Here is a 13,980-nt window from a genome sequence, read left to right as displayed (position 1 = left end):
TACAGCGAAACTTATTATTAACCTCCGGGGACTGGCTCTCCCCGCACTTATTTTTTCCAATAAAACCAAGATCATTTGTAATAAAAATAAGTGCGGGGGTGCCTGTCCCCAATTGAGGCAGGTATAATATTTTATAAGTTTCGCTGTAGTGGTAGGGCCGGAAATGATTGTGTGAGAACAGTTTTTTGTCAGGCTGTGAAAGTACTGGTGGAGAAATCAGCAGGAAATTTTATAATTTTGAAAATTAACATCAAAAAAGTACTTGACAAGTCCATTGCGCTTTGAGTAGACATTACAGCTATTGGTGCGGGAACGCTTTACGGTCTTCAGTTTAGTCGTGAAGAAAGTGAAGGCGTGACTTGAGGTGCATACTGGGTCCCGGCTGGACCTGTGCCCTGAAGTTGCGCCTTTTTTTGTGCCTGTGTCTTCAAACATGGCTTGAACAGGCTGATTTTTAGAAAGCTATGATGTTGAAGGTCGTTATTGTTTTCACTCAAATGCAACCAGAACAGGAGGTGACATGTTTAGCAAGAGGTTTTTTCTTCCGGTGGCGGTCGCGGGTCTGATCTTTTTCAGCTCCGGGGCCATGGCTCATTCCCCGCTGTTTATGTGTTACGAGGAACCAGACGGGAGCATTCTGTGTGAAGGTGCCTATTCCGATGGTTCTTCAGCCCTGGAAACACCGATTTTCGTCAGAGGCCCCGGCGGTGAACTCCTCCAGTACGGCACGCTCTGCGAATACGGTGAGATTGAGCTGGAAAAGCCGGAAGGGGAGTTTTCCATCCTTTTCGACGGTGGTGAAGGCCACCAGGTGGAACTGTCCGGTGAAGACATCAGGTAGTTCTTTTGATCCAGGCGGCCCTGCCTGAAAATGCCTTATGCGGCTTTTTATCCCGGGCGGATGTCGTTTTCCCGGGAATGCAGGACGTCAAGCTTTGCCAGAAACCGGCCCGGAAAATCGGGCTTGAAGCTAGGAGGTTTACATAGATGCTGTTTTTCTGCCTGAAGAGGCCTAAGATATTGGGTATGATAGTGTTTTTCTTTTTCATTATCGGTTCAGGAATTGTTTACAGCGATGACCTGCCGGACTCGGTCAAGAATCTTGATCCCATAGAGGTTATCCGTGACGGGGAAGAAAGAATCATAACCATTCAGGATGTCTACGACTTCCATGGGGGAACCTGCCCGGGGGCCACCATGGCTTACCGGGCGGCGCAGTACGGTTTTGATCTCCTTTATCCGGACGGAGATACCCCGGCTGCTGATGATCTGATCATCCTGGTCAGGGCTCCCGGCGGTCCCCTGGATCTAATGGATTTCATGATGAAAGGTGGAAGCGATCTTGACCGGACCTGGCCCCCGGCCGGCATCACCCGCAGTGCGGACAACTTTGTTTTCGAGTTCTACCGCAAGTCCACTCTGCAGGGCGTAAAGCTTAAGCTGCAGGACGGTCTCTGGCCGGATGACTGGTTTGTGCTGCGGGACAGGCACCGGGATGGCAGCATCACCGATGCTGAGCAGGAAAAGCGCCAGCAGGACAGAAACTATGTCATCCGGGAGTTTCCCAAAAAATCTTATGCCGAGCTTTTCGGCGAGCCTGAGCCCTTTTTCTTTATAGCCTGGGGCCACATAGAAGAAGGTGAGATGGACAGGCATATCCGGGAGCAGAGGAGAGCTCAACGGGACAGGGACTAATAACATATTGTCTTGAGAGTTCAAAGTTATTGGTTCTTCGTTCCTGGTTCCTGGTTGAAGGAAATAAGGTCAACATATTTGGATAGATATCTGGTCTGGGCCGAAAGACATATATATCTGCCAAAAAAGCTTATAAAAATAAATGATTACAAGAAACTTTTGACTGCCAGGATATTATGATTTCAGGAGGTATGAATGAATCTGCAATTGAGAGCACTGACCGGGCTCATGGTGTTCCTGCTGCTGGTCTGCGGATCAGCCCTGCCGGCCGCCGCTGGCTGCGGTGCAGGAGACGGGGGATACACTCAGGCCGCCATGGATCTGGAGCCCATCATAGTCATCAGGGACGGTGAGACCCATAATCTCAGCCTGGTGGATACTTACGAATTCCTCGAGCATCCCTGCCTCACGGCCACCGTGGCCTTTCAGGCGGCCAGGTACGGGCTGGAGATGCTGTACGGCGGGGAAACCCCGGTCATTGAGGATGTAGTGGCCTTCAGCCCTGCAGCCGGGGGGTCCATGGGAGCACTGGACTTTATATTCAAGGGGGACAATCCCCGGGACAAGACCTGGCCCCCGGCCGGCATCACCCGCAGCGCGGACAACTTTGTCTACCAGTTCCTGCGCAAGTCCACCCTGCAGGCCGTGACCATCCGGCTTAAAGATAAAGTGTGGCCCGAGGACTGGTTTGAACTGCGGGAAAAGCAGCATGACGGGACCATTACCGAGGCCCAGAGGAAAAAGCGCAGCCAGGACCGCAGGTTTATACTGGAGAATTATCCGGCCATGGAGTTTGAGGAGCTCTTTGAAGACCCTGATCTGTTCACCTTCATCGCCTGGGGACACATGGAAAAAGGCGAAATGGACCGAAAAATCAGGGAACAGCGCCGCCAGGCCAGGGAACAGGCTCAGAACTAACCCTGCTGAAACAATTATCCAGAAATTATTATTGTTGGAGAGAGATGTGGCAAAAAAAATAATTATCATGGCTTTGTTACTGACTATGGCCGGCGGCCCTGCTCCGGCTGCTGAAGAGGAACCTGCAAGGCTTGAAGAGTTTGTGGTTTCTGCAACCATGACTCAGAAGTATTTATCTGATGCACCGGGGTCCATTGAAGTCATTACCTCTAAGCAGATGGAGGAAATGAATGCCCTGACAGTAGCCGACGCTCTGGAAAACTCAGTAGGCCTGATAGTTTCCAGAGAGTCCGGCAGAACAAGGGTTCCCAGCATTCGCGGTGCCAGAAGCAAGCATACTCTGGTGCTCATGGATGGCCGCAGACTGGCATTTGGCTTTAATGACATGATTGATCTGCGCCAGATTCCCGTGGTTATGGTGGATCGCATTGAAATTGTGCGTGGACCTGCTTCAGCGCTGTACGGCAGTGATGCCCTTGGCGGAGTTGTTAATATTATTACCAGAAAAGCCCCGTACGAGTGGAGCGGTGAAGCCAGAACCCAGTTTGGAATTAATAAGGACGGCGATGCCAAAGAGTATGTAGGCAGCGCCATGGTGGGCGGACCCCTGGACCGCTTTCGATTTTTACTGTCAGCTGAAAAGCGAAAAAAAGATGGATGGAATAAAACCAGTTCATTGCCTGATGACGGGTTTGAAGAGTCCCCTTTGCTGCTTTCCGGACGCTTTTCATTTGATTTGACTGACAGCCAGATGCTGTCAGCCGGGGTAGAGTATACAGACAATAAATATGAGGGTGGTCAGTTTTATGAGAGAATGGACAGGACAAGAAACTTTGATGAAGAACGAAGAGGATATTTTGCCCAGTATGATGCTCATTTTTCAGACGTGCATGACATTATGCTCAGGGTGAACAGGTCGGAATATGAAAATAAAATGCGTTTCGATCCGGACGCCCGGTCAGGCAGAAGAAATACCAGCCAGTATGTGAATCAGGCTGAGGCAAGATATTCAGGCCTTTACTTTGACAGCCATCTGGTAACCCTGGGTTTTGATTTCCGACGGGATGAACTGGATGATACCCAGATGGGCGAGCTGCGCAACAAGGAACATGTGAATAATTTCAGCGTATTTCTGCAGGATGAATTTAATATTTTTGATCCGCTTTATCTGGTTCTCGGGCTGCGCTATGATAATCATTCTGAATATGGAGATCAGTGGACAACCAGAGCCTCCACCATTTACAGCCTGTCTGACTCCATCAGGGTCAGGGCATCTTTTGGCCAGGGTTTCAGGGCTCCCTCCCATACTGAACTGTACGTCACTTCACTGCGCCGCAGAGGCCAGGAGGTATATGAAGCCAATCCGGATCTCAAGGCAGAGAAGTCTACAAGCTACGAACTGGGAATCGAAGGAGATTTTGATATTGTTTATGCAGGACTGACCGGCTTTTATACTGATGTCGAGAACCTCATTGAATCCATTTTTGACCGGGTTGAAGGGAGCGGCCGCAACAGGAAAAGCTATTATCAGTGGGATAATATTGCCAAAGCAACAATCAAAGGGATTGAAGCTGAGGCAGGCCTTAGACTTCCCCATGGTTTTTCAGTGGACGGAAACCTGACCTGGATGGATATTGATAACAAGTCCGGAGGCGAGGATATCGGGGCCCAGCCCAAGTATAAGGGGTTTGTAAAGCTCGGATACGAATATCCGGACTGGAGGCTCAAGGCCAACCTGCGCATGTCTTATACCGGCAGAATGGAATACGCCGAAGGGGACCGCTACTCATACACACTGTTTGGAACCTATATTTCCAAAGGTTTCGGCCCAAACTTTGAGATTTTTGCCGGAGTGGACAATATTTTCAACAAAACCTTTGAGCGTAATAACGTTACCCAGATAGAGCCGACAACCTTTTATGGCGGTTTGAGCTACCGGTTTTAATGATTTGACTGCAAAAACACCTTTTGCAGTCGCAGGAGTCAGAAGTCAGGAATCAGGAATCAGTAAAAACAAAGAGTTATGGCGATGTTTTTTGTAGAATAAGTTTCTGTCCGACTTTTTGCATGAAAATCTTTAATATGTGTTTTGTAACTATTCACCATGCAGCGATGTTAACCTGCATCCTGAGTAGTTTTCTGCAGCTGCAAACTCCCAGCTGTGTTTTTTGCATACCAAATGACATCTTATGAGGAAATCTGTTTTGAATAAGTTGATAATAATTTTGATTATTCTATTTGCAGCTTTTTTTCCGGCAAGATTGATGGCCGGGGATAAAGTTCAGCAGATTGTGCAGGAAGAATCCATTATCATTGACCAGGGAAGACAGTCCCAGGACAGGATTGACAAGATGTCTGAAGAAACCAGGCAGTTGCTGAACGAATACAGAGATCTTTCCCGGCAGCACAGAAACCTGGTTGTTTACAATGACAACCTGAACGACATGGTCAACTCACAACAGGAAGAGGTGCTCTCCCTGGAAAGACAGATCAATGACATCCAGATTACCAAGCGGGAAATAGTCCCCCTTATGCTGCGCATGCTGGATACTCTGGAAGACTTTGTCCATGCTGATCTGCCTTTTCTGCAGGATGAGCGCCGGGCCAGGGTGGAAGGCCTGAGAAACCTCATGGTCAGAGCAGATGTGGATATTCCGGAAAAGTTCCGGCAGATCATGCTGGCTTATCAGACTGAGTCTGACTTTGGACGGAGTATGGAGGCCTTCCAGGGTGAGCTTGTCCTGGACGGGCAGGAGAGAAGCGTTGAGTTTCTGCGCATTGGACGTCTAATCCTGGCGTATCAGACTCTGGACCGAAGTGAAACCGGTTTCTGGAGCGCCCGCGACAGAGCGTGGCTGCCTCTGGACAGGAGATATAATCAGGCTGTCCGGCAGGGTATGCGCATAGCCGGCAGACAGGCGGCACCTGAGCTCATTCAGGTACCTGTGACCATGTCTTTGCCGGTTTTTGTTCCTGTGTACGAAGATGAAGGATTTGATGAATATTCAACGCCGGCAATGATGGAACAGCCATGAGATATCTGTTTGTTTTGACTGCCCTGATCATGGGTCTTTTCATGACTGGTTCTGCCCAGGCCGGGACTGATCTTGATACTTTGCTTCAGGAGATCCGCCAGCGGGCGGCAGTTGAAGAAGCCCTTAACAGGGAACGGGAGCAGGAATTCAGGTCTGATCTTGAAGGGGCCCGGGAACGGGTCAGACAGATGCGTGAGGCTTTAAGCAGTGAGCAAGCCAGGCAGGAGCATCTGCTGGATGTCTATGAACAGAATGAATCCCTGCTTTCCGGGCTGGAAAAAGATCTGCGTGAAGAACAGGGGGGCCTTGGTGAAATGTTTGGTGTTGTTCGCCAGAACGCCGGGGACTTTCATGCTTTGTTTATGAGTTCTCTGACCATGGCCGATCGACCCGGTGACCTGGTTTTTCTAAATGAGCTGGCAGACAGCAGAAGCTTGCCCGCAATAAGTGATCTGGAAAGGTTCTGGATGCTGATTCTGGAAGAAATGGTAGAAGCAGGGCGGGTGACAAGACTAAGTGCAGAAGTTGTTCGCCCTGATGGAAATAAGGTTGAAAAACAGATTGTCCGGGTGGGATCATTTAATGCGGTTGCAGAGGGACATTATCTGTCCCATGTTCAGGGCAGAAACCAGTTTTTAGAGCTTCCCAGGCAACCCGGATCAGCTTATCTGCGACAGGCAGCCGCTCTTGATGAAGCAGCACCGGGTGACATTGTGCCTTTTGCCTTGGATCCGTCCAGAGGGGCCATCCTGGCCCAGCTGGTCCAGTCCCCGTCTGTTACAGAGCGAGTCATGCAGGGCAGGGTCATCGGGCTGATAATAATCTGCCTGGGCGCACTGGGCGCAATTCTCTTTGTGGTTAGATTTGCAGCTCTAATCTTGATCCAGAGGCGGGTTCGCAGTCAGCTGGGATCAGAAGAGATTATCCGGAATAACCCTTTGGGTCGTTTAATGGATCAATACCTTCGAAATAAAAAAGTAGATCCAGAGACTCTGGAGATCAGGCTCGAAGAAACCATCATGAAGGAGTCTCCCCGTCTGGAAAAGGGCTTGACCACCATTAAGATCCTGGCTGCAGTGGCTCCGCTTCTGGGCCTTCTCGGCACGGTGGTGGGCATGATTGAGACTTTTCAGTCCATTACCCTGTTTGGAACCGGAGATCCAAAGCTTATGGCCGGAGGCATATCCCAGGCTTTAGTGACTACGGCCCTGGGGTTGACCGTGGCTATCCCCCTGCTTTTTCTGCACAGCATTGCTTCATCCAAGAGCAGGCGGCTGATCGGCATTATGGAGGAGCAGGGCGCAGGATATCTGGCCGAACATATGCAGAAATACCGGGAAAGGGCGGAACATGGTTGACCCTGTACTTGAGCTCAGACGTTTTTTTGATGCCGGAGGCCCTGTGCTGTGGCTCATCTTTGGGGTGGCAACAGTTCTCTGGTCTCTTATTATTGAAAGATACTGGTATCACATGCGGATCTTTCCGAGAGAGTTTGCAGAGCTTTGCTCCAGATGGAAGTCTCAGCCAGGATCTGATGTTAAAACCGTGGATATGCTGCTGCGCAGGGATGTCTCAAGGATCAGGCAGAGGCTGGATGCTCATCTCGCCATGATTAGAACTCTTATTGCTGTTTGTCCTCTTTTGGGGCTTCTTGGGACAGTTACAGGCATGATCCATGTTTTTGAGACCATTAGCTTTTTGGGAACAGGTAATCCCAGGGCCATGGCAGCTGGAGTGTCAATGGCTACCATCCCCACCATGGCCGGGCTTGTTGTAGCTTTGTCAGGCTTTGTGTTCAGCATCCGTCTGCAGAGGGGCGGAAGGCAAAAAGGCAGCAAGCTCAGGGATGAACTGCTGAAAAAACTTCAGCAGTGCCCTGTACACTCTCTGAAACCGTAGCATTACCGCGTTTGTAAACAGCACCATTCTGATACTGGTGACAGGCACCCCCTGAAAAAGGCTGAATAAATCTATGAGATTGCGAAAAAGACGGGAGAGGATGGAACTTGAATCCGCCCAGATAGATATGACTTCCATGATGGACGTGGTGTTTATCATGCTCATATTTTTTATTGTGACCACATCCTTTGTAAAAGAAGCTGGCATTGAGATAAACAGACCTGCAGCTTCCACAGCCCAGCGCCAGGAACTGGCCAATATTATGATAGCAGTGTCTGATGCCGGAGCCATCTGGATAGACGGGCGTCAGGTTGATATCCGGGCGGTCAGGGCCAATGTTGAAAGACTCAGGGCTGAAAATCCCGAGGGATCAGTGGTGATTCAGGCTGACGAGGAGTCCCGGACAGGGATTCTTATCCAGGTCATGGACCAGGTCCGTCAGGCCGGGGTGCAGAACGTGGCTGTGGCAGCCAGTCGGCCTTGAAAGTAACCCAGTTCTGGCTACACCAGCAACTCAGATTCTTTTTCTCACGCAAAAGCGATAAGAAGAAATACTTTAAAACTTAGCGGCTTAGCGTGCCACCTCTTTTCTTTGTCTCTCGCAAAGGCCGCAAAGGAAAGACAGTGGGTGATTCTGTGCATTTTTACTTTGTTAACATTATATCTTTGTTGTTAAAACGGGAGCATTACGCGTTTCTGACAACTGAAAAAAAATGATGTGTTTGTCACAGCTTTTTTGGGGTTAAAAGCGGTTTATCATGGCTTGGCACGGGGACTGTCCCTGGCTTCGGGACTGTCCCCTATCTGGTTGTCAGAAACGCGTAATGCTCCCGTTAAAACCTTTTTGTATCAGGGTATAAGGGCTACGCCTAAAGGAAAAATAGTTATGTATTCCCTGTCTTCTAAAGCAGCTGCAAGACACGCAATATCCATGACCATGGGGATAGGAGTTGCTGTAGGGCTTTTTCTGCTTATGCAGGGCCTGATTTCCCAGCGTGATGTCAGTCTTTACCTGGACAGATCTGCACCTATCCCTGAATTCATTCGGCTTGATGCTCCTGATGAAGTAATCAGGGAGCGCCAGAGAAATGAACCTGAACCTCTGGAAGAACCTGAACCAGTCCCACCCGTGGAAGCCACCTCCATACCACAGGAGCCAAAACCTCCTGCCTTGAGCATTGATCCCCTGATTCCGAATATTCGACCGGATCTAAGCATGGCTGACCTGCCCGTGGCGGCGACTCCCATGGCTCAGAGTCCTGAAGCAGCCCAGGGCCCCGTACGTTACACAAGATCCCTGACTCCGGTGAGCCAGGTCCCGCCCCGCTATCCCAGGCGGGCCCAGTTAGCAGGTATATCCGGATGGGTCAGGCTGGAGTTCATCGTAGATGTTGATGGATCAGTCAAGGATGTACAGGTCCTGGAAGCCTCTCCAAGGCGCGGTGTTTTTGATCAGGAAGCTGTCCGGGCATTAAGCAGGTGGAGATTTCACCCTCAGACCAGAGAGGGGGAGCCGGTCCCGGCTCTGGCCACCATTACCATATCATTCAGGCTGGATGACTAAACTCCCGCCAGAGTATCTGTTTAGCGCTTTGCATGTGGCACGGGGACTGGCTCTTCCGGGACCCGCTTGTCCCGGAAAATGAGTCATTTTAAGCACAAAATGATGCTCAAGTGGGTCCCGGAGTTGCCTGTCCCCTGCTTTCCTCAAAAGCGCTAAACAGATACCCGCCAGACATCGCATAAACATAGTGCAGGAGAAAAAATATGAGTACCTTCCAAAAGTCCATCAGCAAACCCGGTAAATCAGGGCACTTGTTTTTGTCTGTTGTTCTTGGTTTGTTTGCACTCTTTTGCTGGCAGTCCGCAGCCCAGGCCGGGAATGAACAAGCCACAATACCTCAGGCAGCATTCAATGCGCTCAATGAGGCAAGAGAGCTTGTGGGTGAACAAAAATGGGAAGATGCAGACACAATTTTATTGCAGGTTATAGACAGGTTCAGCAATGATCCCCACACGCTGGTTTCCGCCTGGCAGATGCGCGGATACCTGCTTAGTGAATCAGGCCGTCACCAGGAAGCTTTGAACGCCTTTGACAATGCCCTTGGCTATGATGAGATTGATAAGTCCATTAGAAGCCGGCTTTTGTATAATTCTGCTCAGGTTCTGATTATTCTGGAATATTATGATGAGGCCCTGAAAAGGATCAGCAAGTGGACCGATATGGCTGGCGAACTAACCCCAGATGAGCATGCCGGAGTGGCCTGGATACATTACCAGGCCGGAAGCTATCAGGAAGCTGTTAAGCACATGAAAGCTGCTATTCAGAATGCGGACAAGCCCCGGGACAGTTGGATGGAAATGCTGGTGGCCGCCATGCATAGTGCTGATGATTATGCAGGGCTTTTAAAATGGCTGCCTGTGCTCCTGGAGCGTAATCCAGGTGAAAGACGCTACTGGGAGCACCTGGCAGGGGTGCACATGCACCTGGGCAATGACCATAAGGCAGCAGCTGTTTTGTCAGCCGGGTATCAAAGTGGAGTGTTTGACAGCTCAGATGACATCGTCCGGCTGGCGCAGCTCTACCGCCAGGCCGGAGTGCCCCGCAAGGGAGCCTTGATTCTGCAGCAGGCTCTTGAAGACGGAAAAATTCCGGACAGACCCGGATACTATCAGATTCTGGCTGATGCCTGGCACCAGGCCAGTGAGTTGCGCCTTGCAGCCAATGCCATGCAGGAAAAGTTAACGCGTCAAAATAATTGCCAGTGCAGGCTGCGCCTGGGCAGAATTTTCATGCAGATAGAAGACTGGGATGAGGCCAGTGAGCATTTGCGTCTCGCCACTGAGTCCCAGTGCCCGAAAGCACGCCGGGATGCCCTGTTTCTGCTGGGAATCTCCCAATATCATCAAGGACGCTTAGACAGCGCCAGAGAAGCGTTCCGCCAGGCAGAAAATGATCCGGAACTGCGCAGTCGGGCCAGGTACTGGATAGAGATCCTGGACAGGGGATAAACATGTTTACATTTCGCGCTTGACGCGATGTGTGCAATAGATTTTTCGTAACAGCTTTAACGGACATGTACGAAAGCTTGCTGCAGAGATGCTGATATTGGTGGAATAGTGCGGCTGTAGCCAGGTATAATACTACTCTTGAAGGCTTTATAAACAACGTATCCACCAGGGCCGATGAAGGCAAAGGCATCATCCGCAACAACATCGACCTGACCACGACCCATGGTTGGAATTTCTACCCTGCTTGCCCCGAAGGCAACTCCTGGCCGGAAACCGACGAGCTTGATGATTGGAGGTTCGCAACTAATCCGAGTCACACAGTTGAAGCTGCATGGAGCAGTGGTCTTATTAACTAACCCATAATCTCGGGAAGGTCTGACCGGCTCAGTGAAAAACGCGCTTCCTGGTGCCCGCCTGATTTTTTGCCGGACCAGGGCCGGGGTGTCCTGTTTCTTGATGAACTGAATGCGGCACCGCCCCTGGTTCAGGCCGCGTGCTACCAGTTGATCCTGGACCGGCGTCTGGGAGAGTATGTTCTGCCGGATGGCTGGAGCATTATAGCAGCAGGGAACCGGGAAACAGACCGGGCGGTCACCCACAGGATGCCTTCCGCCCTGGCCAACCGCTTTGCCCACCTCGATTTTGAAGTGGACGTGGATGAATGGCTTGACTGGGCCCAGGAATACCGGATTTCCCCGGAGGTCAGTGCTTTTGTCCGTTTTCGACCCAATCTACTCCATGCCTTTGATCCTGCCAGGGATGATCGGGCTTTTCCCACTCCCAGGTCATGGTCCTTTGTCTCAGAGGCTATGAAAGGTATAAATTCTCAGTTTCCAGAACTGGAGTTCATTGCCGGAATGGTGGGCCAGGGAGCTGCCACGGAATTCTGCGGTTTTCTGAAAATATTCAGGAGCCTTCCTGATCCGGACGAGCTGCTTGAAGCCCCTGAAACCGCTGATGTGCCTGAAGATCCGGCCACCCTGTATGCAGTGTGTGAACTGTTGTCAGCCAGGACCAGCCTGGACAACCTGTCCCGGGTCATGGCCTATGCCCGCCGGTTGCCTCCTGAGTTCAGCGTGCTGCTGATCCGGGACGCTGCCAGGACCAACAGGGATATTGTATTCACTCCTGAGTTCAACCGCTGGGCCACAGCCAACGCGGACGTACTTCTCTAACCATGATCAGAAACATTGAGGTCTATCAAAGGATTATCCGGGCCAGGACCAGGCTGGTTCTGGATCATCCGTTTTTCGGGCATCTGGCTCTAAGCATGAATCTTGTGGAGGATCACAACTGCGATACAGCCTGGTCAGACGGCATTACCCTGGGCTACAATCCCTTGTATGTGGACATGCTGCCCCATGAAAAGCTCAAGGGGCTGCTGGGGCATGTGGTCACCCACCCGGCCTGCGGTCATCATATCCGCAGAAACGGCAGAGATGCCAGGCTGTGGAACATGGCCTGCGATTACTCCATAAACTGGATTCTGGTGGAAGCCGGACTGGACCTGCCTCAAGGCTATCTGGACGATGAAAAGCTCAGGAACAAAACAGCCGAGGAAATCTATTCCGGGTTGCTGGAAGGCGGTAGCCGGCAAAACGGGGCAAACAATCCAGTGCAAAAAAAAGCCGAACCCCAGGGCGACGACTTTGACGCACAGGACCTGCGTGCAACAGGGTCTAAACCAGGCGGACCTTCAGAGGACCGGGAAAAGCAGGATATTGCTTCCGGGCAGGATCCTGAGCAAAATTCCCATGAAGACGCCCGGCAGCCCGGGAAAGACCCGGGCGGGGCAGGAGAGGTCAGGGACCTGGACGCAGAGCAGAACGCCGGATCACCTGACCCTGACCAGGGCAAAAATCATGAGGAACAGTGGAAAATCAGCCTGGCCCGGGCAGCTTCTGCTGCCAGATCCATGGGAGATCTTCCAGGGGAACTGGCCAGGATGATTCAGGAGATCCTGAGCCCTGTGCTTGACTGGCGGGAAATCCTGAGCCGCTTCATTCTGGATTCTGTCAGGCAAAACTATTCATGGACTCCGCCCAATCGCAGGTTTGTGCATCAAGGCATTTATCTGCCTTCCATGCGCAGTCATGATCCCAGGGAGATGGTGGTGGCAGTGGATACCTCAGGCAGCATCTCCGGGCCGGAACTGGACCGGTTCAGTGCCGAGCTTTCAGCAATTCTGGATGTGTGTACAATGGGAGCGCATTTAATTTACTGTGATGCCAGGGTCAATGGATCATCATTCGTGCGCAGGGAGGATTTTCCCCTGAAGATTGCGTTTACCGGCGGCGGAGGAACGGATTTCAGGCCGGTATTTGACTGGGTTGAAAAGCATGTGCCCCAGCCCATGTGTCTTGTATATCTGACCGACCTGGCCTGCAGCCGTTTTCCGGTCCAGCCCGCTTATCCGGTGCTGTGGGCCTGTACTGGAAGGCTTGACAGCAGACCACCCTTTGGCCGTGTTCTTTCAATCAACTGAACTCTGACAACATTTTTCTCAAGTTAAAAGGGGGAAGCATGATCCTTGAGTGGAAGATCATTAAGAAGTCAGGCCATATGCGGCCTAAACTGCGTTATAAGGTGCGGCTGGAAGACTTTGAAAAGGATCTGGCAGTGCCTATGGTCAGAATATCCAGCAGTATACCAAAGCCTGTGGATTCATGGCAGGCTCATGCGTGGCCAGGGACCAACGAACTGGCACCTGGCTATGAGACCGAATACTATGATATTTTTACACCTTCACATAAAACAGAGCAACTGGAAGAAGTTCTGACACTTCCCATGCGGGAAACCAGGCTCTACCCCGAGGTGGAAGAGTCTTTTTTGAACCTGCGCCAGGCTTATGAACAGGTCCTGGTGACTGCATATGAGAACAGTGCCTTTGAACAGGAGGGGCGTCTGGAACTCTCCATGCCAATCAAAAAGCTCATTGCTCCCCATGCGGTGGCAGCAAGATTTTTAAAAGCAGCAGGATTGTAGATTGAGGGATAAGCTATGGTAATCTTGAACCTTTAACCCTCAATTTGAGTACAGGAACAGTTCCTCGTTCTTCGTTAACCAGGAACCACGAACCAGGAACAGCGGCGAAGCCGAACCAGGAACTAAGAACCGCAGCGCAGATGCCGAACCATGAACCGCGTGAAGAAGACCGAGATAGCCCGGCGTCTGGGTATTTCACGCAGGTCAGTATACAATATTCTCAATTCTCATTGTGATTGACAAGCAAGCATCTTCACACTTCGCGCTTGACCCGATATGTAAAGATGATGTTTACACTTCGCGCTTGACGCGATGTGTAAAGATGATGTTTACATTTCGCGCTTGACGCGAAGTGTAAAGGAATTCATCAATCATGTTCAATAAGGCCTTCTCTGCCCCTTGGGCGATGTGGTCGCCTTTGCCCAAAGGATCAACT

At 51.0% G+C, this 13,980-nt stretch carries 14 protein-coding genes; all 14 read left to right on the top strand.

Annotated elements, in window-relative coordinates; translation table 11 throughout:
• The first annotated feature begins 520 nt into the window (after positions 1–520).
• A complete protein-coding gene (locus QZP87_RS11900) occupies positions 521–841 on the top strand; it encodes a hypothetical protein (RefSeq protein WP_291323145.1) in 321 nt (106 codons plus the stop codon).
• Positions 842–1,026: 185 nt separating this feature from the next.
• Positions 1,027–1,695, top strand: coding sequence for an FmdE family protein (locus QZP87_RS11895; protein ID WP_291323144.1), 669 nt, complete (start codon positions 1,027–1,029; stop codon positions 1,693–1,695).
• Between the two features lie 195 nt (positions 1,696–1,890).
• Positions 1,891–2,613 carry a hypothetical protein gene (locus tag QZP87_RS11890; protein ID WP_291323143.1) on the top strand — a complete coding sequence of 241 codons (723 nt, stop codon included), beginning with the start codon at positions 1,891–1,893 and terminating at the stop codon, positions 2,611–2,613.
• Between the two features lie 46 nt (positions 2,614–2,659).
• Positions 2,660–4,558, top strand: coding sequence for a TonB-dependent receptor (locus QZP87_RS11885; RefSeq protein WP_291323142.1), 1,899 nt, complete (start codon positions 2,660–2,662; stop codon positions 4,556–4,558).
• A gap of 259 nt (positions 4,559–4,817) precedes the next feature.
• Positions 4,818–5,648 carry a DUF3450 domain-containing protein gene (locus QZP87_RS11880; RefSeq protein WP_291323141.1) on the top strand — a complete coding sequence of 277 codons (831 nt, stop codon included), beginning with the start codon at positions 4,818–4,820 and terminating at the stop codon, positions 5,646–5,648.
• Positions 5,645–7,006 (top strand): MotA/TolQ/ExbB proton channel family protein, encoded by a 1,362-nt coding sequence (locus tag QZP87_RS11875; RefSeq protein ID WP_291323140.1) that lies wholly within the window; start codon positions 5,645–5,647, stop codon positions 7,004–7,006. Before QZP87_RS11880 ends, QZP87_RS11875 begins: the two co-directional genes overlap by 4 nt.
• Positions 6,999–7,547, top strand: coding sequence for a MotA/TolQ/ExbB proton channel family protein (locus QZP87_RS11870; RefSeq protein WP_291323139.1), 549 nt, complete (start codon positions 6,999–7,001; stop codon positions 7,545–7,547). The genes QZP87_RS11875 and QZP87_RS11870 overlap by 8 nt, the downstream gene beginning before the upstream one ends.
• 79 nt (positions 7,548–7,626) lie before the next feature.
• Positions 7,627–8,031 (top strand): biopolymer transporter ExbD, encoded by a 405-nt coding sequence (locus QZP87_RS11865; protein WP_363331016.1) that lies wholly within the window; start codon positions 7,627–7,629, stop codon positions 8,029–8,031.
• A gap of 402 nt (positions 8,032–8,433) precedes the next feature.
• Positions 8,434–9,111, top strand: coding sequence for an energy transducer TonB (locus QZP87_RS11860; RefSeq protein ID WP_291323137.1), 678 nt, complete (start codon positions 8,434–8,436; stop codon positions 9,109–9,111).
• 203 nt (positions 9,112–9,314) lie between these two features.
• The gene (locus tag QZP87_RS11855) at positions 9,315–10,559 is read left to right on the top strand and encodes a tetratricopeptide repeat protein (protein ID WP_291323136.1); all 1,245 of its coding nucleotides are present in this window, start codon (positions 9,315–9,317) and stop codon (positions 10,557–10,559) included.
• A 422-nt stretch (positions 10,560–10,981) separates the two neighbouring features.
• Positions 10,982–11,734 (top strand): MoxR family ATPase, encoded by a 753-nt coding sequence (locus QZP87_RS11850; RefSeq protein ID WP_291323135.1) that lies wholly within the window; start codon positions 10,982–10,984, stop codon positions 11,732–11,734.
• Between the two features lie 2 nt (positions 11,735–11,736).
• Entirely contained in the window at positions 11,737–13,044 is a 1,308-nt protein-coding gene (locus tag QZP87_RS11845; protein ID WP_291323134.1) for a VWA-like domain-containing protein, read from the top strand.
• 38 nt (positions 13,045–13,082) lie between these two features.
• Positions 13,083–13,544: a hypothetical protein gene (locus QZP87_RS11840; RefSeq protein ID WP_291323133.1), complete on the top strand. Its 462-nt coding sequence runs from the start codon at positions 13,083–13,085 to the stop codon at positions 13,542–13,544.
• A gap of 150 nt (positions 13,545–13,694) precedes the next feature.
• A complete protein-coding gene (locus QZP87_RS11835; RefSeq protein ID WP_291323132.1) occupies positions 13,695–13,784 on the top strand; it encodes a helix-turn-helix domain-containing protein in 90 nt (29 codons plus the stop codon).
• The last annotated feature ends 196 nt before the right edge of the window (positions 13,785–13,980 follow it).

The organism is Desulfonatronospira sp. (genome assembly GCA_003563255.1).
Classification (GTDB): Bacteria; Desulfobacterota; Desulfovibrionia; order Desulfovibrionales; family Desulfonatronovibrionaceae; genus Desulfonatronospira.
Note: the sequence above shows the minus strand (reverse complement) of the source record. Positions and strands in the feature narration are given on the sequence as shown.